Here is an 18,901-nt window from a genome sequence, read left to right as displayed (position 1 = left end):
ACCGCCTATACCCCAAAGCTTTCGCCGCAGCCGCACTCGTGCTGCGCTTTCGGGTTATTAAATTTAAAGATCTGATTCAGGCCTTCACGCACGTAATCCACTTCCGTGCCGTCGATAAAAGGCATGGCGGAGAGCGGCACCCACAGGCGCGCGCCGTCAAACTCATAGACCAGATCGTCCGGCTTCGGCTCGGTGACCGTGTCCAGCACGTAGCCAAAGCCCGCGCAGCCCGTCTGTTTGATACTCAGGCGGATACCCTTGAGCTCGGGTTGTTTGGCGGCCAGATCGCGGATATGCGCGCTGGCGGCCGGGGTCAGGGTCAGCCCCTGCCAGGTAAAATCATTGGGATCAAAGGAACCGGTTTGCACATCCATTCTTCACCTCATTATTCTCTGCGCCCGAAGGCCGATACCCTTATGTTAATGATAACAATTATCAATACAACGTTATGAAAACAGGGGTATTCGCGAAACGCTGGTTTTTTGGGCGTCTTTACTAAGGATAGACCGTCCCGAAACTCTTGCAGATGGCGAAAAGAGCTGTTTAACCCACTGGTGCAAAAGGAAATATCAAAGATGAAAAACGCCTGAGCCGGGCACGACAAAAGATGTATAGAAAATATCTATTTATGTGATTGGAAACGCACTGAATGCGAAATTCGCCGCGAAAAGTACCAGTAATTTTCAGACATTCCACGGCGAAATTCTCACTTCTGATTTATCAACTATTCTCCTGATAAAGAAAAGGGAGCTTAGCCTGATGCTGAAAATGATTATGGTCACCGCCCGCGATCGCGTGAGGCTGCAGGAAATTATCGGCGTTTTCCTCCGCTATGGATTGCAGGACATTGTGCGCTTAATGGGCCTGTCCTCACTGCATGACAAAATACGGGGCGGCAGCCAACACGATGCTTTACCGATACCGCAGCGCCTGTGTGCGGCGCTGGAAGAGCTGGGCCCGACGTTCGTTAAGCTCGGGCAAATCCTCTCGACCCGCAGCGACCTGCTTGATCCCGCCTGGACGGAAGCGCTTAGCCAGTTGAACTCGAGCGCCAGCCCTCTGCCCTGGCCGCAGCTTGAACCCTTCGTGGTGGCAACGCTTGGGGCTCCGCCTGCGGAGGTTTTCGCCGCCTTTGATGAAACCCCGCTGGCCAGCGGCTCGATAGCGCAAATTCACCGGGCCACGCTGAAAAACGGCGACGAGGTTATCGTCAAAATTCAGCGCCCCGGCATTGAAACAACCCTCAAGGCCGACCTGCGTTTACTGCGTTACCTGGCGGAAAGCCTGGCCCGGCAGAGCGCGGCGCTCGCTCGCTTTCAGCCGGTGATGCTGGTTCGTTATCTGGAAAACGCCCTGAATCAGGAGCTGGATTTTTGCCACGAGGCGGCCAACGGGGAAAAGTTTTATCAGTTTTTCGCCGACACCGACGACGTCGTCATTCCCAGGATTTATTGGTACTGGTGCCACCCTGCGCTAATGGTTCAGGCATTTTTGCCCGGCGTGGCGCCGGTTGACGGCCAACAGCTTGCCGCCGCCGGGTTTGACGGCCCCTTGTTGGCGCGTAAAGGCGCGACGGCATTTATCAATATGCTCTTTGAACTGAGGGCTTACCACGCAGATCCGCATCCCGGCAACGTCATGGCCCTGGCTGGCAACCGGGTCGGCTTCATTGATTTCGGCATGGTGGGAAGCCTGAGCCAGACGCGGTGCGACGAGCTGTTATCGCTGATTTATGCCATCAGCGAGCGTGACGCCAGCGGTATTGTCGATGCCCTCATCACGTGGAGTGGCCAGGAGGCATTAGATCTGACCGAATTAGAACTTGCAGCCACCTATTTTCTGCAAAAACAGGGCAACCTCCCGCTACAGTTGGGAAAAGCGCTGACCGATATGCTTTCCACAGCCCGAGAATTTGAGCTGCTACTTCCGCCGGATTTGGTTTTGTTGTTTAAGGCGCTGATTACCGCGGACGGTGTGTTGCTGAGAATGGATCCGCAGTTCGACATTATTCGCATTCTTCGCCCGGTGATTAAGCGGGAGATATTAAAACGCTATACCCGCCTCGGGAGCCGCAGGCGCCTGCTTAAACTTGGCAACCAGCTTCTGGAGGGGGGAGATTCGCTGCCACAGACCCTGCGTCTGGTGATGCAAAGGCTACGTCACGGTAAGTTGCACGCGGACATTAACGTAGAGAACATTAACCAGCTTGGAAAGTCGCTGGAACGAGCGGCTTCGACGCTGGCGGTCGCCATTGTTTTAGCCGCCCTGACGATGACGATCGCGCCGTGGCTGTTCGGGCTGAACTGGACGCTGTTTGGCATCCCATTTTTCCCTGTACTCAGCTTGTTGTGCGCCCTCGCGGGAAGCGCATGGCTGGTTATTCGGTTGTTAAGGCGGTGAGATTTTACGACATCGGAGCCAGGTTCCGATGTCGTAAAAAGATTAGTGCACAGAATGCTGCAGCACCGGATAGGTAAACAGCAATAAATGGGTGATATTCAGCCCGACGTGAAATGCCACGGCAACCCACAGCCGCCCGCTCCACATCCACGCCAGGCCGTAAATAAGCCCCGCCAGCGCGGCAAAAACAATCAGCAGCGGCCCACCGGCGAAATGGAGCCCGCCGAATATCGCGGCTGAAATAATTAGCGCCATGACCGGAGGCATAAAGCCGGATAAACGCTGCTGGAGGTAGCCCCGGAATAGCGCTTCTTCCGCCAGGGAAACAAAGAAAATATTCGCGAACAGGAACGGCAGCAGCCATTGCGGGAAATGAGGCTCAATCTTTAAGCCACCCAACGCTACCGCCAATAACAACAGCCCTGGGATCAAAGCAACCAGCAGGATCCACCCGGGCTTACCAGGCTGATATTTCGGCTCGCTGACAAACAGCGATTTCATCCCCACCAGCAAAATAAAGGGCACCAGCGCTTTGTCGAAGTTGTAATACATGGAGAAAGGCGCACTTTGCGGCCCGGCACTCACCGAGTCCAGCACCTTTGGATTATGGAAACCGGGAATAACATGGATGGTCAGCGCTACCGCGGCGGCGACAAGCAAAAACTCAAGCACGTAGCGCACGGGCTTTGCGTTTGCGGTTTTTAAATAAGCGACGGCAAGCACGGCGATTACCGCCAGTGAAGCCAGTGCCCGCCAGTCGAGTACGCCGTCAACGGCCCCCCATATCACCGTCGCCAGTAATAATCCGAAGGAAATCTTTTTATTAAATTGTAATACCAGTAAGGCTGCTGCCAGCAATATCCACATCGTTTGTCCTTAAGCCTGAAAATATCCTGAGGCAGGCTTTTTAGCAAAATGGAGGGTGGATATATAGTTTTTTAAGGAAATAATAACAAATTAAAACAATCCCACATCCCCAAGGGCTGAACGTGGGAATATTTTAGCCGTTGTTTTACACCACCGCCGTGGTCAGGCGGGAGGTACAGCACAGCTGGTCTTGCTGATCGTAGATATCAATTTGCCACACCTGATGACGACGCCCCGCATGAACTGCGCGACAAACGCCGCGCACCACGCCTTCTCGCGCCGAGCGAATGTGGTTGGCGTTCACCTCCAGCCCAACCACCTTCTGGTCGCCTTCGGTGCACAGGTAGCCCGCCACGGAACCCAGCGTTTCCGCCAGCACCACCGACGCGCCGCCGTGCAGCAGGCCAAACGGCTGCCGGGTGCGCTCGTCCACCGGCATGGTGGCCTCAATTTCGTTGTCGTCAAAACGCGTAAATTCAATGCCTACATGGCCAACCATATTGTTCGCGCCCATTTTATTGAGCGCGGCAAGCGTGGCTTCACGTCGCCAAATCATCCGATAATCTCCAGAAGAGCCTGTAATGGATGCCGTACGCCGTTGCCCTCAACGCGCTTGACCTGGCTGCGGCAGGAGTAGCCGGTTGCCAGACAGCGGTTGCGCGGCAGGCGCTGCATCGCCTGATGCCAGGAGAGTTCATAAATGCCCAATGAATTGGCGAGATTCTTCACCTCATGTCCGTAAGTGCCCGCCATGCCGCAGCAGCCAACGCTCACGCTTTCGAGTTTCGCGCCAAAACGAGCAAAAATACCGGCCCACTGATTCGGTGTCGCCGGTAACGCCGTTACTTCGGTACAGTGGCCAAAGAGGTACCATGCTTCTCCTCCCGCGCCCTGCACTTCCCGTTCTTTCAGTGCAGTCTGGAGCCATTCGTGCACCAGTTGAACCTGAAAATCACCGCGTTCTTCGCCTAATGTCTGTTTATATTCATCCCGGTAACAGAGGACCAGCGCCGGATCGACACCGACCATCGGCATACCCAGTTTCGCAATGCGGTTCAGGAACTCAGACGTTTTACTCGCCGTGCGCGCAAAACGCTGCAGGAACCCTTTAATGTGCTGGGCTTTACCGTTCGGCGAGAACGGCAGCACCACAGGTTCAAAGCCTAGCTTATCCGCAAGCTTAATAAAATCAGCCACTACCTGAGCATCGTAATAGCTGGTGAACGGATCCTGCACCACCAGCACCGTTTTGGCTCGCTGCTCATCGGAGTAACGCTCCAGCTGTTCCAGCGTGACGTTAGCGGAGCGGTGCCCAACCAACTGCTGCTGCAGCGTCGGCGTGGACAGCATAGGCAGGTCGACCATGCCGATGTGCCTGCGGGACAAACTCTGTACCCACGGCTGGCTCATAAAGAAGTTAAAGGTTTTTGGCGCGCGCGCCATCAGCGGCGCATAGCTCTCCACCGAGGCCACAACGTGATCGCGCAGCGGGCGCAGATAGCGCGTGTGGTAAAGCTGCAGGAAACGAGAGCGGAACTCCGGCACGTCGATTTTAATCGGGCACTGGGTGGAACAGGCTTTACAGGCCAGGCAGCCGGACATCGCCTCTTTCACTTCGTGGGAAAAATCGTACTCGCCTTTGCTGGCATGCCACGAGTTGCGGGTACGCTCAATAAGACCACGCAGGCTGGCACGCTGCTCCGGCAATTGCTTCTCAAGCTGGAGCGGATCAACGCCGCGCTCGGCCAGCAGCCGCAGCCATTCACGAGTCAGCGTGGCTCGCCCTTTCGGGGAGTGAATACGGTTGCTGGAGATCTTCATCGACGGGCACATCGGGCTTTTCACGTCGAAGTTAAAGCACAGGCCATTGCCGTTGCACTCCATCGCCCCGCGCCAGGAAGTACGCACCGCAATCGGGATTTGCCGGTCAAACGTCCCACGCTTAACGGCATCGACCTGCATCATCGGGTCGTCCACGCCGAGCGGCGGGCAAATTTTCCCTGGGTTCAGCCGGTTAGCCGGGTCAAACGCGGCTTTAATACGGCGCAGTTCTTCATACAGCGTTTCACCGAAGAAGGCCGGGCTGTACTCGGCGCGGAACCCTTTGCCGTGCTCGCCCCACAGCAGGCCACCATATTTTGCCGTCAGTGCCACCACGTCGTCGGAGATGCTTTTCATCAGCATTTCTTGCTGCGGGTCACACATATCCAGCGCAGGGCGAACGTGCAGTACACCCGCGTCAACGTGGCCAAACATCCCGTAGCTCAGGTTGTGGCTGTCCAGCAGCGCGCGAAACTCCACGATGTAATCCGCCAGATGCTGCGGTGGCACGCAGGTGTCTTCGGCAAACGGAATCGGTTTAGCCTGGCCTTTGGCGTTCCCCAGCAGGCCAACGGCTTTTTTACGCATGCCGTAGATTTTTTCGATACCGGCCAGCTCATCACAAACCTGCCAGCCAATCACCCCGCCCTCGCCTGCGGCCATCAGCGCATCAAGACGAGCACAAAGCTCAGTGACCTGGCCGTCGATAAGCGCCTGGTCATCCCCGGCAAACTCAACGATATTCAGCCCGAGCATCTCTTTGTTCGGCACATCGGTGATCAATTCGCTGACCGAGTGCCAGACGATATCTTCCCGCGCCAGGTTCAGGACTTTAGAATCGACGGTTTCCACCGACAACGCCCGAGCGTCCACCATAAAGGGCGCGTTACGCAGGGCTGAATCGAAGGAGTCGTACTTGACGTTCACCAGCCGACGCACCTTCGGCAAGCGGGTGATATCCAACTTCGCCTCGGTGATAAAGGCCAGCGTCCCCTCGGATCCGGTAAGAATGCGGGTTAAATCGAACTTGCTCAGATCGTCATTAAAGACGTGGCGCAGGTCATAGCCGGTAAGAAAGCGGTTTAATTTGGGGAATTTATCGATAATCAGCTCGCGCTGCTCGCGGCAGCGTTCAAGCACGGTGCGGTAGATTTTCCCGCTCGATGTCTCTTCGCGGCCCAGCTCTTCGGCAAGCCCTGTCGCCATCTGGTGCGTGTCCAGAATTTCACCGTCCATCAGCACGGCACGCACGCCCAGCACATGATCGGAGGTTTTACCGTACACCAGCGATCCCTGCCCGGAGGCATCGGTGTTGATCATCCCTCCCAGCGTGGCGCGGTTACTGGTCGACAGTTCCGGGGCAAAGAAGTAGCCGTGCGGCTTCAGGAACTGGTTGAGCTGGTCTTTAATGACACCTGCTTCCACCCGCACCCAGCCTTGCTCCGGGTTGATTTCGATAATGCGATTCATGTAGCGGGACATGTCCACCACGATGCCGCCGTTCAGCGACTGCCCGTTGGTGCCGGTGCCGCCGCCGCGCGGGGTAAACACCAGGGATTTAAAGCGATCTTCGGAGGCCACGCGGGTAATCAGCGTGACGTCGGCAGTTGAACGAGGGAAAAGCACCGCATCCGGCAGCAGCTGGTAAATACTGTTGTCGGTCGCCATGGTCAGGCGGTCTGCGTAGCTGGTGGCGGTGTCGCCGGTAAAGCCCTGTTGCTCCAGTGATGCTAAATAGCTGAGCACCAGCTGAACGACGCCAGGTGCCTGAGAAATTTGTGGGATCATTGACGGGTCGACCCTGTGTTGCTTAGTAAGAGTTATCGTTTGCGTGTCTGTTTTGTTTTTATCATATTCCGTCGCGATTTGCGGCTGTTATTTCAGATAACGCGAAGCGAAATGCGCCTGTCAAAAATCGAGGAAATACATCATCATTAAATTATCGCCATGCGAATTTAGCGCGGGTGCATTTTATTGAGGTGATTCTTCCTATGATCAAAGTCAGTCAGCCAAAGGATCTGCTGCAGATCCTGCTGTCCGTGCTGTTTATTTCGGTGATGATTCTCGCCTGTCTGTGGATCGTTCGCCCGTTTGTTTTAGGCTTCGCCTGGGCGGGAACCATTGTCATTGCGACCTGGCCGCTGCTCATCAAATTGCAACAGCTGCTCTGGGGTAAACGCTCCCTTGCGGTGCTGGTGATGACGCTGCTCCTGCTGATGCTGTTCGTTATTCCGATTGCCATGCTGGTGAACAGCCTGGTGGACAACAGCGGCCCGGTGATTGACTGGGCGACCAAAGGGCATATGGTGCTGCCGACCTTTGAGTGGCTGCACAGCGTCCCGCTTATCGGCGATAAACTTTACAGCGGCTGGAATACGCTGGTGAGCAGCGGCGGCAGCGCAATTATGGAGAAAGTGCGGCCCTATATCGGTACCACCACCAGTTGGTTCCTCGGCCAGGCCGTGCACATTGGTACCCTGCTGGTACATCTCGGCCTGATGCTGCTGTTCAGCGTATTGCTGTATGCCAAAGGTGAGACGCTGGGGAACGGCATTCGCCACTTCGCCTTCCGCCTGGCGGACAAACGCGGTGATGCTGCCGTACTGCTGGCAGGTCAGGCGATTCGCGCCGTAGCGCTGGGCGTGGTTGTCACCGCGCTTGCACAGGGTGTGCTGGGCGGTATTGGTCTGGCGGTGTCCGGCATTCCTTATGCCGCGCTGCTTACGGTGCTGATGGTGCTTAGCTGCCTGATTCAGCTTGGCCCGCTGGTAATTCTGGTGCCCGCCATTATCTGGCTGTACTGGAGCGGCGATACCACCTGGGGGACGGTGCTGCTGGTATGGAGCTGTGTCGTTGGCACCATGGATAACGTGATTCGTCCGGTGCTTATTCGCATGGGCGCGGACTTGCCGATGATCCTGATTCTCTCCGGCGTTATCGGCGGCTTGATTGCCTTCGGGATGATTGGCCTGTTTATCGGCCCGGTGCTGCTGGCGGTTTCTTATCGCCTGATTTCGGTCTGGATGCACGAGGCGCCTGCCCCACAGGACGATCCGCAGGAAGTGGTCGAACTGCTTGAGGAGCAGGAGACGCTGAATGTGAAGAAATAAAGGCCTGGGAGGGGCTGGGGTGTTCATATTCGCTCAAATTCTCTATGTAGATAGTATCTAAGATTCCGTTCACTTCCAGCCCTGTTTCATATGTCATCACAGAGTCAGTGAACGTCTCAGGGGAATCACCGTCATTCCCCTGAGAACCCGGACTCCCGGCCAAATAAATCGACCGCTGAAGCGGCAGACCTCCGTCTTATCTCCCAGTCCTGGGTCGGCTGAGATGCGTTCCCGACGCTCTCAGCCTCCGGCCGCTCCCGGCGTCCGGATCCTGGCCAGTCGGAGAGAAAACGGAGGCGATTTAAGCCGGAACCGTGCCTCGCTTTATGTTCAGCACTGGTTTAAACCGCAACATCGCTTCTGGTTTTTTTACCCTCACCCTGACCCTCTCCCTGGAAGGGAGAGGGAATAGATTGCGTACTGTTCTGCCTGTTGTTTTCCCCCTCGCCCCTTTTGGGGAGAGGGCCGGGGTGAGGGGAAGAGGTGTTCCCGGTTCTTTCTCAACGACCCCGAATGTTTGGGTGATAGCCGGTGGGTTTACCGCTTTAGCGGCGATGAGCTCGCCGGGCGCCGGGGGTTGTCAGGGGGCATGGCGGAATGCCCCCTGATACGTTCACGAAGTCCGTAGTGACATGTAAAACAGCGCTGGAAGTGAACGGAACATCCACTACATCTCTATAGGAACTTTTTTAACTACAGAATAACTCGCCCCTAAAGCAGTGACTTAACGCAAATGGTTAATAAGTCTAATCAATAACGCCTTTTTTCTTCTCTATTCCAGCCATTGAAGCCCCCACTCCGGGCTATGCTGTCTCAAGTTATTTACCTTCTGTTAACGATTGAGACGAATCTGAGTGACGCCACTTAGCGAGATGCCTACTATTTAACTCACGGTTATGAATCAATACGTTGATTTATAAACATCGAAATCCCCTGAGTGAAACAACGAATTGCTGTGTGTAGTCTTTGCCCATCTTGAAGATGGGCTTTTTTTTATTCTGATTTCGCAAAGTGATTGATAAGCGCCCCATGCAGAACCAGCGGGGCGACAGTCAGGTGGCTCTGCCCTTCTACCAGCGTAAAATCAACCCGGGTCGGGGCTTTGGCTATCAAGGCATTAGCCAGTTCACGATTGCCGTCAACCATCGCTCGCTGACCACGGTGTTTTAATAGCGTGGCACGCTTCTCCTCCGGCAGTCTGGCCTCCTGCGGCTGCAGCGACTGTTCATAGCTCCCCACAGAGAGCGATAGCTGAGCATTTCCCTTATCAGGCCGCCAGTTTTTTGCCATTCGTAGCAGATAGCGGTCGTTCCACCACACCGAAGGGCTTGAGGCGTAATAATGCTGGAAAGCATCCGGCGAGGTCATAAACAGCCAGGTCGTGAAAAGCCCGCCATAGGAGTGCCCAAAAATCGCCTGCCGCTGCGGATTGATTCTCCACTGTTTTTCGACCCAGGGCCGAAGCTCTACGTCAATAAACTGCCAGAACTTCTGTGCCTCGCCGGGTGTTCCTGGCGGATAAGTGCCTCCCGCCGGATTAGGCTCCAGCACGACTTTATCCACCGCAGGACGATAATCTCGCTCCCGACGGCTGTTTCCTGGGTAGTCAATCGCCACCACTACGCCCGGCGTTAACGGGCAGCGCTCGCAGGTCAGGCGCTGCATCAGCGACACCGCACTGGGGAAAACGGACTCACCGTCCAGAAGATAAATCACCGGCCACCCTTCTTTCGGGGCTTCACCTTCAGGCCAGGAAACCATAATTTTATACTCACCGTTTTCCGGCGAATGCAGACTGTGTACCAGCGTATTCGCCAGCGTGTAGGGCTTATCTTCGATGACCGCTGCCCCGAGGGGGCAGCGAGTGCGATAAGCGCCATAAGCAGATAGCGCAAAAGTTCTCCTTACCAGCGATAGCTGACGGTGGCGGTTAAGGTGCGGCCAATGCCGTAGAAACAGGCCGAATCTGACGCGCAGGACGCCACGTATTTTGTGTCCGCCAGGTTGTTGACGTTGAATTGCAGGGCGGCGCCTTTCAAATCAGGGCTCACCTCTCCCAGTTCGTAACGCAGCATGGCGTCATAGAGATCCACGGCCGCCACTTTAAAGGTATTTTTCGCATCGCCATAGCTGGTCCCGATGTAGCGAACCCCGACACCTGCCGTCAGGTTTTTCAGCAGGCCTTCAGGAACAGTGTAACTGCCCCACGCCGACGCCATATGCGTTGGAACACGCGCGGGCGTTTTTCCTTCGGTGCCAGCCACGGTGGTGCTCACGGTTTCCGCGTCCGTCCAGGTGTAAGAGCCTATCAGGTTGAGGCTGTTAAACAGCGTGGAATGCACCTCCGCCTCCAGGCCTTTAGAACGGATTTCACCGGCATTTTCGAACCAGCCCAGCGCGCTGTTGTAGGTCCCGACGTTTGTCTGGCGAAGATCGAACAGCGCCAGCGTCATGAAGGTCTCTTTCAGTGGCTGATACTTCAGGCCCACTTCAGTCTGCTTGCCCAGGCTTGGGTCGAACGGTGCAGCGCCTGGCGCGCGGTTGGTCTGCAGATTTGGTTCAAACGAAGTGCTGTAGCTGATATACGGCGACAGGCCGAAATCAAAGGCGTAAAGCAGCCCCGTGCGCCAGGTGAATTTGCTGTCATTCTGCTGCGTCGTTTTGCTTTTTAACCTGTCCGTCGTGCGCACTTCGGCCCAGTCATAACGCCCGGAGAGCAGCAGTTGCCAGTTATTCCAGCTGAGCTGATCCTGCAGGTAGACGCCCGTCTGGTCGAGATTCTGCTGGTCGTCGTTCACCGCGCTGAAGGTGCTTTCGTCCACATTGAGGCCGTACACCGGTTCCGGCCAGTACAGATCGTATTTCGCCCCAGTGCCGCGGCTGAGCTGCTGCCGATCGTGGTCAGATTTGTAATCCAGGCCGCCTAACAGCGTATGCCCCAGCGCGCCGGTATCAAACTGTGCCTCAAGCTGGTTATCGATGCCAAACTCATTGGTATCACGCGTTTCTCGCTGCGCACGGCGCGAAAGTAGCGTGTCGCTCTTCGAGGTGGAGTACACGAGGTAACGGTACTTCTGTTTGATGCTGGCGTAACGGGCATTCTGGCGGAAGGTGAGGATATCGTTGAAGCTATGCTCGAACTCATAGCCCACCATTGTTTGCTCACGCCACGACTGGTCGTAACTGGGATCGCTGACGTTAAAGTCCAGCGGAATATAGCCCGCCGCGGTTTCCGTCACCAGGCCTGCGGCAGGCAGGAAGTTACGATAGCCCGCCTTCGGGTCTTTCTGGTAGCTGGTCAGCAAAGTAAAACGCGTTTGATCGTTGGGATACCAGGTCAGCGCCGGCGCAATCGCCATGCGCTGCTCTTTGTAATCAGCAACCTGGCTGTGCTGCGTGCGTGCGATGCCGTTCAGGCGATAAAGCACCCGATTATCGTCGCTTAGCGAGCCGCCAAAATCAAAAGCCCCCTCGGCCAGATGCTGGTTGCCTGAGCGCAACTGCACTTCATGTATCGCTTCCCTTGTCGGGCGCTTGCTGGTCATGCTGATAAGCCCGCCGGGGTTCACCTGGCCGAAAAGCACGGATGCCGGGCCGCGCACCAGTTCCACGCGCTCAAGCAGCCACGGATCAAACGTCCCGGTCTGGGAGGATGCCGTCGCCCCATAGCTCAGTCCGTCGAGATACTTAGGGACATAGCTGAAGCCACGCACAAACACCTCGTCGTTGCGGTTCGAACTGCCCCGATACTCCGTCAGCACCCCGGCCGAATAGCGTAAGGCCTGCGACACGGAGGTGACATCCTGCGCGTTCATTTGGTCGCGGGTAATCACCGAAACCGACTGCGGCGTTTTGAGCAAATCAGCCGCTGTTTTGGTTGCAGATAACGTTTTTGTGGCCACCATCCCCTTAAGCGGCGCAGAAGGATCCTCGCTAACCGAGCCAGTGACAATCAGCGTTTCCTCGCTGCCCTGCCGCTCCTGCGCCTGAACGCCGTTTCCCATCCCCAGGGCACTGAATCCCATCAGCCAAAGGCCGCGGGATACCTTATTATTTTTAAAGTGCATGACCGTAACATCCCATGTGATTAGGTGAATTAAGTTCGCCTTTTTCTCCTGTTACGTTTTGTCGTAAAACGCAACGAATCGCAATGTTATTGCAAATCAATATCATTTGCATTAGCGTGTATGCACTTTTTTATCAGGATTGATAAGCACGATGAGAGCCGCGTGGAGCGCATTAATGTTGGGACTTTGTTCAGCGTCGGCGATGGCCGCGACCTGTACTTTTACCGGCAGCCAGGGTGAGCAGGATGGGAAGTTCGACGCCAGCGGCGAAATTTGCTTTGGCCTTCCGGCGCTGGGTGAAAACTACGCCAACGTCCGGTTGAGTGGCGTGACCGACGCCAGCCTGATGGACAGCAAAGGCAGGCTCTGGCGTTCGCTGGTGGAAAATGGGCCGGTGGATGGCAAGCATAATCCGCTTTTTGCCCTGCCCGTCGGTCAGCCTTCTACGCTGGTGCTTCGCGGTGAGCCCGGCAGACGCTGGCTGTTCCGCTGGCAAATTCGTGAAACCGTGCCGCTCAAACGCAACGACCAACAATCCCCGGAAAGCCCGGCGCTGCTGGCGCTGGAGCAGGCTTTAAGCCACGGCGAAACCACCGAAGCCTTCTGGCAGGAAAGGCGTGAACAGGGAACGCCGCTGGTCGAGCCCATCGATGCCAGCCGTAAACGCGTGACGTTCCTGTGGCGAGGCGCGCAGGGCAACGTGTTTGTGCTCGGTTCACCGGCCGGTGACCATGACCCGATGTTCCGCCTCGGGCAGTCCGACGTCTGGTATCGCAGCTATGTGGTACCGGCTGATACGCTAATGCAGTACAAACTTGCCCCCGACGTTCCTCTTGTTGAAGGCACCGCGCGCGAGCAGCGCCGGGCGATTCTGGTATCGGCTCAGACCGACCCGCTTAACCCGCAGTTCAGCCCCGCAGGAAAAGGCGACCGCTGGAATCGTTTCTCACTTTTAGATCTGACCGCCCACCGCTATTTTACCCCGCAGGCAACCGCCGAGCCGATTCGACAGGGCTCCCTGGTTCGCTATCAGGTAGAAAGCAAAAAGCTGGCAAACCGTCGGGAAGTCACCGTCTACCGGCCACGCGGCGGGCAACCCGCCCGCTGGACGCTGATGCTGTTCGATGGCCGTATGTACCAGGATCGTTATCACCTCGCCAATGTGCTGGATGGTCTGATAGCCCGTCATGCCCTGCCGCCGGTTAACGCCGTGTTTATCGACAGTCTGGACGGTGAGCGACGGGAAAAAGAGCTGCCGCCCAATCCCGATTTCGCCGATTTTATGGCCGAAGAGCTGGTGCCGTGGCTGCGCCGTCAGGGCATCACCACTCCGGCACAAAAAACCATCGTGGCAGGCTCCAGCTACGGCGGTCTGGCATCGTCCTGGGTGGCGCTTCGCCATCCTGAAGCGTTTGGCAACGTGCTGAGTTTGTCCGGCTCTTACTGGTGGGCACCCGAGGGCGAAGAACCCGGCTGGCTTACCCGTCAGTATCAGGCCTCCCCGCGCTTGCCGGTGCGATTTTGGCTGCAGGCGGGGCGCTTTGAAAGCAAAGGCGCAGACGGCGGCATTTACCGTAATACTCAACAGCTTGAAGCCGTGCTGCGTGAAAAGGGCTACGAAGTGAGCTTTAATCCCTGGTCGAGCGGGCATGATTACGCCGCCTGGTGCGAGGCCATTATTACCGGTATGAAGGAATTGATTAAGCGGGGATGATAACCGCCCGGTGAACTTCCCAATGCAAGGCAGGAAGACACCGGAGCAGTTCCCTCTCTTTTTACGGAGAGGGGTTTAGCGTTACTTATTCAGTTCGGCAAGGCTGAGCCAGGTTTGCACCACGGTATCCGGATTCAGGGACAGGCTGTCAATCCCCTCTTCCATCAGCCAGGCGGCAAAGTCTTCGTGATCGGACGGCCCCTGGCCGCAGATCCCCACGTATTTACCCTGTTTCTTCGCCGCTTTGATCGCCATCGACAGCAGTGCTTTCACCGCGTCGTTGCGCTCGTCAAACAGTTCGGACACCACGCCAGAGTCGCGATCCAGACCCAGCGCAAGCTGCGTCATGTCGTTCGAGCCAATGGAGAAGCCGTCAAAGTATTGCAGGAACTCATCCGCCAGCAGGGCGTTGGACGGGATCTCGCACATCATGATGATCTTCAGCCCGTTCTCGCCGCGCTTCAGGCCCTGACGTTCCAGCTCCTCAACCACCGCTTTTGCCTGGGCAACGGTACGCACAAACGGCACCATCACTTCGACGTTGGTCAGGCCCATTTCATTACGCACGCGCTTCATGGCCGCACATTCCAGCGCGAAGCAGTCACGGAAACTGTCTGCCACGTAGCGACCAGCCCCTCGGAAGCCCAGCATTGGGTTCTCTTCTTCCGGCTCATAACGTTCGCCGCCCACCAGGTTGGCGTATTCGTTAGATTTGAAGTCAGACAGGCGCACGATCACGCGCTTCGGCCAGAACGCCGCGCCCAGGGTTGCGATCCCTTCGGTCAAACGACCGACGTAGAACTCAACCGGGTCGTCATAGCCTTTCATCATCGTGCGGATTTCCGCCTGCAGCGCGGGCTCCTGCTGGTCGAACTCCAGCAGCGCGCGCGGGTGGACGCCAATCATGCGGTTGATGATAAATTCCAGACGCGCCAGGCCAACGCCTTCGTTCGGCAGGCAGGCGAAGTCAAACGCCCGATCCGGATTGCCAACGTTCATCATGATTTTCAGCGGCAGATCCGGCATGGCATCAACCGTGGAACTTTTCACGGTGAAATCGAGGATCTCCGCGTAAACGTAGCCGGTGTCGCCTTCGGCACAGGAAACGGTCACGTTCTGGCCGTCTTTCATGCGCTCGGTGGCATCGCCACAGCCCACAACTGCCGGGATGCCCAGCTCGCGCGCGATGATGGCCGCGTGGCAGGTACGCCCGCCGCGGTTGGTAACGATCGCCGCCGCTTTTTTCATGATCGGTTCCCAGTCCGGATCGGTCATGTCGGTGACCAGCACGTCGCCCGGCTGGATGCGGTTCATTTCGCTGATATCGTGGATCACTTTTACCGGGCCCGCGCCGATGCGGTGACCAATCGCGCGGCCTTCCGCCACGATCTGCCCCTGCGCGTGCAGCTGGTAGCGTTCCATCACCTGGCCCTGAGAACGCACGGTTTCCGGGCGAGCCTGCACGATGAACAGCTTGCCAGTATGACCGTCTTTGGCCCACTCGATGTCCATCGGGCGGCCATAATGTTTTTCGATTTGTACCGCCTGCTTAGCCAGTTCCTGAATCTCTTCCTGGGTAATACAGAAACGGTCGCGGTCGGCTTCCGGCACGTCTTCAATCCGCACCTGCTTGCCGTGCTCCTGCGTTGGAGCGTAGACCATGCGGATTTTTTTCGAGCCCATGGTGCGGCGAACGATGGCCGGATTACCCGCCTCAAGCGTTGGCTTGTGGACGTAGAATTCATCCGGGTTTACGGCACCCTGCACCACCATTTCACCCAGGCCCCACGCAGCGGTGATAAACACTACCTGATCGAAACCGGATTCGGTATCAATGGAGAACATCACCCCGGAAGAGGCGAGATCGGAGCGCACCATACGCTGAACGCCTGCAGAGAGCGCCACGCCACGATGGTCGTAGCCCTGGTGCACGCGGTAGGAGATAGCCCGGTCGTTAAACAGCGAGGCGAAAACGTGTTTCACCGCCACCAGCACGGCATCATAGCCCTGCACGTTGAGGAAAGTTTCTTGTTGCCCGGCAAAGGATGCGTCCGGCATGTCTTCCGCAGTGGCAGAAGAACGCACCGCAAAAGAAGCTTCGGCATCATCGGAGGAAAGCGTTTGGTATGCTTCACGAATGGCATGCTCCAGCTCAGGCTGGAAAGGCGTGTCAATAATCCATTGGCGAATCTGCGCCCCGGCTTTCGCCAGTTCGCTCACATCGTCAATGTCGGTTTTATCCAGCAGCTCGTAAATACGCTGGTTCACGCCGCTCTGGTCGAGAAACAGGTTAAACGCCTCGGCGGTGGTCGCAAAACCGTTCGGGACGGAAACGCCCATACCCGAAAGATTGGTAATCATTTCACCCAGGGAGGCATTTTTGCCTCCGACCCTGTCTACATCATTCATGCCGAGTTGGTTATACCAAAGCACCAGCGGTGACGAGCCGTTATTGGACATCGAAACAATCCTTTTTTAAATGAATGGGTACAAGAAACACCAGACTTCGTATTTAGCTTTGCATATTCTGAGGGGGGAATGAAACCAGTGAATCGTTCAAGCAAAATAAAATATGACATTTTCGGATAGATCCGCTCATTTCATAAACCATTGATTATCATATAATCCTCACAATTCAGATGGGTATAGTATTGATTTGAATATATTTCCGATGGTTTATTAAATTTAAAAACGCTATTTCACTTTTTAAATTAAGATTAGCGCTACTCGGAATCCCTTGTTTTACTTTATGCTTTAGGAAAACCGGTTCCCCGCTCAGGAATAAAAATGGATAATTCAGTCGATCGTCAGGTATTTTGTATTTCCGATGGCACCGCCATTACCGCAGAGGTACTTGGTCACGCGGTCATGTCACAATTCCCGGTATCTATCAACAGTATTACGCTGCCGTTTGTTGAAAATGAAAGTCGCGCAAAAGCGGTAAAAGAGCAGATCGACGCTATTTACCAGCAAACCGGGGTGCGTCCGCTGGTGTTTTATTCCATCGTGCTGCCCAATATCCGCGACATCATTATGCAGAGCGAAGGTTTCTGCCAGGACATCGTGCAAACGCTGGTTGCGCCGCTGCAGCAGGAGCTAAAACTCGACCCGACCCCCGTCGCCCACCGAACGCACGGCCTTAACCCCGGCAACCTGACGAAATACGACGCCCGTATTGCCGCCATTGATTACACGCTGGCGCACGACGATGGCATTTCGATGCGCAATCTCGATCAGGCGCAGGTCATTTTGCTGGGCGTGTCCCGCTGTGGAAAAACCCCGACCAGCCTGTACCTCGCGATGCAGTTTGGCATTCGCGCCGCGAACTACCCTTTTATTGCCGATGACATGGACAACATTCAGCTCCCGGCCGTGCTTAAACCGCTGCAGCACAAGCTTTTTGGCCTGACCATCAACCCTGAACGCCTGGCCGCCATTCGTGAAGAACGGCGTGAAAACAGCCGCTATGCCTCTCTCCGCCAGTGCCGTCTGGAGGTCGCCGAAGTGGAAGCCCTGTTCCGTAAAAACCAGATCCGCTACCTGAACAGCACCAACTATTCTGTTGAAGAGATGGCGACCAAAATTCTCGATATTATGGGGCTGAATCGCCGCATGTACTAAGAAACTAGTACAAAAGACCAAGCGTGTATGCTAGGGTGTACAGACTGCGGTGGGGCAATCCTTTCGCCAAAGCTGGCCGAATGTTGAAATCGGTCAGCTTTGGTTTATTGTGATCCCCATCACTTCCCGGTAAATCTGCCGCAGAGAAGACAAAATTTCTGAGACACCCAATGAACAAAACAGATGAATTGCGAACCGCGCGCATCGACAGCCTGGTGACACCGGCTGAGTTAACCGAGCGCTTCCCGGTTTCCGCTGAGGTAGCCCAGCACGTTACCGCCGCACGCCGCCGGATAGAAAAGATCCTCACCGGCGAAGATAAGCGCCTGCTGGTGATCGTCGGCCCTTGCTCGATCCACGATCTTGACGCCGCGATGGACTATGCTCGCCGCCTCAAAACGCTGCGTGAAAAACATCAGGATCGTCTTGAGATCGTGATGCGCACCTATTTCGAAAAACCCCGCACCGTGGTTGGCTGGAAAGGGTTAATTTCCGATCCTGAACTGAACGGCAGCTACCGCATTAATTATGGCCTCGAACAGGCCCGCCGCCTGCTGCTGCAGGTCAACGAGCTGGGTGTCCCTACCGCAACAGAATTCCTGGATATGGTGACCGGGCAGTACATCGCCGACCTGATTAGCTGGGGCGCGATTGGCGCACGCACAACCGAAAGCCAGATCCACCGCGAAATGGCGTCCGCACTCTCCTGCCCGGTCGGCTTTAAAAATGGCACCGATGGCAATACCCGCATTGCGGTGGATGCCATTCGCGCCGCACGTGCCAGCCACATGTTCCTCTCCCCGGATAAACAAGGGCAGATGACGATTTACCAGACCAGCGGCAACCCTTACGGCCATATTATTATGCGCGGCGGCAAGCAGCCGAATTACCACGCGGAAGACATTGCCGCGGCCTGCGATACGCTGGGTGCGTTTGACTTGCCTGAACATCTGGTGATTGATTTCAGCCACGGTAACTGCCAGAAGCAGCACCGCCGCCAGCTGGATGTTTGCGAGGATGTTTGCACGCAAATTCGCAATGGTTCTCGGGCGATTGCCGGGATCATGGCGGAAAGCTTCCTGAAAGAAGGGACGCAGCAAATCGTCGCTGGCCAACCCCTGACTTACGGGCAGTCAATCACCGATCCTTGCCTTAACTGGGAAGATACGGAAACGCTGGTCGCGATGCTGGCTCAGGCCACTGACAGACGCTTCTGATTCAGGCTACCGGCGGGAGCTGAATAACCCGCCGGATATCATAGCATTACGCTTCACGACAACTCGCCCGCCAGGAAATTCCCT

General features: G+C 56.1%; 12 protein-coding genes and 1 other RNA gene. 6 read left to right on the top strand and 7 right to left on the bottom strand.

All coding sequences use genetic code 11. The features are described from left to right. Positions 1-5: 5 nt before the first annotated feature. Positions 6-374, bottom strand: coding sequence for a Fe-S cluster assembly scaffold SufA (sufA, locus tag LH86_RS13785; protein WP_039302323.1), 369 nt, complete (start codon positions 372-374; stop codon positions 6-8). A gap of 385 nt (positions 375-759) precedes the next feature. Here sufA and LH86_RS13780 point away from each other — a divergent pair, with 385 nt between their 5' ends. Then, complete coding sequence (locus LH86_RS13780) at positions 760-2,400, top strand: ABC1 kinase family protein (RefSeq protein ID WP_039302321.1); 1,641 nt, start codon at positions 760-762, stop codon at positions 2,398-2,400. Between the two features lie 42 nt (positions 2,401-2,442). Here the strand turns inward: LH86_RS13780 and LH86_RS13775 are convergent, their stop codons facing one another. From LH86_RS13775 to LH86_RS13765, 3 genes are all read right to left on the bottom strand, one after another. Then, the gene (locus tag LH86_RS13775) at positions 2,443-3,267 is read right to left on the bottom strand and encodes a CPBP family intramembrane glutamic endopeptidase (protein WP_039302318.1); all 825 of its coding nucleotides are present in this window, start codon (positions 3,265-3,267) and stop codon (positions 2,443-2,445) included. A gap of 145 nt (positions 3,268-3,412) precedes the next feature. After that, positions 3,413-3,823: a 1,4-dihydroxy-2-naphthoyl-CoA hydrolase gene (gene menI / locus LH86_RS13770; protein ID WP_008456522.1), complete on the bottom strand. Its 411-nt coding sequence runs from the start codon at positions 3,821-3,823 to the stop codon at positions 3,413-3,415. Continuing rightward, on the bottom strand, positions 3,820-6,876 hold the full coding sequence (locus LH86_RS13765; protein ID WP_039302315.1) for an FAD-binding and (Fe-S)-binding domain-containing protein: 3,057 nt from the start codon (positions 6,874-6,876) through the stop codon (positions 3,820-3,822). Before LH86_RS13765 ends, menI begins: the two co-directional genes overlap by 4 nt. A gap of 203 nt (positions 6,877-7,079) precedes the next feature. On the opposite strand from LH86_RS13765, the gene ydiK reads away from it, so the two are divergent. Both ydiK and rprA read left to right on the top strand, forming a co-directional pair. Further along, positions 7,080-8,198 carry an AI-2E family transporter YdiK gene (gene ydiK, locus LH86_RS13760; protein WP_039302312.1) on the top strand — a complete coding sequence of 373 codons (1,119 nt, stop codon included), beginning with the start codon at positions 7,080-7,082 and terminating at the stop codon, positions 8,196-8,198. 890 nt (positions 8,199-9,088) lie between these two features. Continuing rightward, positions 9,089-9,195, top strand: an RNA gene (rprA, locus tag LH86_RS22120) — antisense sRNA RprA. Here rprA and LH86_RS13755 read toward each other — a convergent pair. Then, on the bottom strand, positions 9,192-9,959 hold the full coding sequence (locus LH86_RS13755; RefSeq protein ID WP_052045583.1) for an alpha/beta hydrolase: 768 nt from the start codon (positions 9,957-9,959) through the stop codon (positions 9,192-9,194). The genes rprA and LH86_RS13755 overlap by 4 nt on opposite strands. Positions 9,960-10,102: 143 nt before the next feature. Beyond that, a complete protein-coding gene (locus LH86_RS13750; RefSeq protein WP_039302309.1) occupies positions 10,103-12,265 on the bottom strand; it encodes a TonB-dependent siderophore receptor in 2,163 nt (720 codons plus the stop codon). Positions 12,266-12,416: 151 nt separating this feature from the next. Between LH86_RS13750 and LH86_RS13745 the strand changes: the two genes are divergently transcribed. Beyond that, the gene (locus LH86_RS13745; protein WP_039302306.1) at positions 12,417-13,979 is read left to right on the top strand and encodes an alpha/beta hydrolase-fold protein; all 1,563 of its coding nucleotides are present in this window, start codon (positions 12,417-12,419) and stop codon (positions 13,977-13,979) included. Between the two features lie 81 nt (positions 13,980-14,060). Here LH86_RS13745 and ppsA read toward each other — a convergent pair whose 3' ends face one another. Further along, complete coding sequence (gene ppsA, locus LH86_RS13740) at positions 14,061-16,439, bottom strand: phosphoenolpyruvate synthase (RefSeq protein ID WP_008456532.1); 2,379 nt, start codon at positions 16,437-16,439, stop codon at positions 14,061-14,063. A 327-nt stretch (positions 16,440-16,766) separates the two neighbouring features. Between ppsA and LH86_RS13735 the strand changes: the two genes are divergently transcribed. Further along, positions 16,767-17,600: a pyruvate, water dikinase regulatory protein gene (locus LH86_RS13735; protein ID WP_039302302.1), complete on the top strand. Its 834-nt coding sequence runs from the start codon at positions 16,767-16,769 to the stop codon at positions 17,598-17,600. A 170-nt stretch (positions 17,601-17,770) separates the two neighbouring features. Further along, complete coding sequence (gene aroH, locus LH86_RS13730) at positions 17,771-18,817, top strand: 3-deoxy-7-phosphoheptulonate synthase AroH (protein WP_039302299.1); 1,047 nt, start codon at positions 17,771-17,773, stop codon at positions 18,815-18,817. Positions 18,818-18,901: the final 84 nt, after the last annotated feature.

The sequence above is a fragment of the Cedecea neteri genome (assembly GCF_000758325.1).
GTDB classification, from domain to species: Bacteria; Pseudomonadota; Gammaproteobacteria; order Enterobacterales; family Enterobacteriaceae; genus Cedecea; species Cedecea neteri_B.
This window is presented reverse-complemented; position numbering and strand designations above follow the sequence as displayed.

What these genes read in the sequence shown, in the direction of transcription:
- sufA (WP_039302323.1), bottom strand. Translation starts at nt 374, where the DNA reads ATGGATGTGCAAACCGGTTCCTTTGATCCCAATGATTTTACCTGGCAG.
- LH86_RS13780 (WP_039302321.1), top strand. Translation starts at nt 760, where the DNA reads ATGCTGAAAATGATTATGGTCACCGCCCGCGATCGCGTGAGGCTGCAG.
- LH86_RS13775 (WP_039302318.1), bottom strand. Translation starts at nt 3,267, where the DNA reads ATGTGGATATTGCTGGCAGCAGCCTTACTGGTATTACAATTTAATAAA.
- menI (WP_008456522.1), bottom strand. Translation starts at nt 3,823, where the DNA reads ATGATTTGGCGACGTGAAGCCACGCTTGCCGCGCTCAATAAAATGGGC.
- LH86_RS13765 (WP_039302315.1), bottom strand. Translation starts at nt 6,876, where the DNA reads ATGATCCCACAAATTTCTCAGGCACCTGGCGTCGTTCAGCTGGTGCTC.
- ydiK (WP_039302312.1), top strand. Translation starts at nt 7,080, where the DNA reads ATGATCAAAGTCAGTCAGCCAAAGGATCTGCTGCAGATCCTGCTGTCC.
- LH86_RS13755 (WP_052045583.1), bottom strand. Translation starts at nt 9,959, where the DNA reads ATGGTTTCCTGGCCTGAAGGTGAAGCCCCGAAAGAAGGGTGGCCGGTG.
- LH86_RS13750 (WP_039302309.1), bottom strand. Translation starts at nt 12,265, where the DNA reads ATGCACTTTAAAAATAATAAGGTATCCCGCGGCCTTTGGCTGATGGGA.
- LH86_RS13745 (WP_039302306.1), top strand. Translation starts at nt 12,417, where the DNA reads ATGAGAGCCGCGTGGAGCGCATTAATGTTGGGACTTTGTTCAGCGTCG.
- ppsA (WP_008456532.1), bottom strand. Translation starts at nt 16,439, where the DNA reads ATGTCCAATAACGGCTCGTCACCGCTGGTGCTTTGGTATAACCAACTC.
- LH86_RS13735 (WP_039302302.1), top strand. Translation starts at nt 16,767, where the DNA reads ATGGATAATTCAGTCGATCGTCAGGTATTTTGTATTTCCGATGGCACC.
- aroH (WP_039302299.1), top strand. Translation starts at nt 17,771, where the DNA reads ATGAACAAAACAGATGAATTGCGAACCGCGCGCATCGACAGCCTGGTG.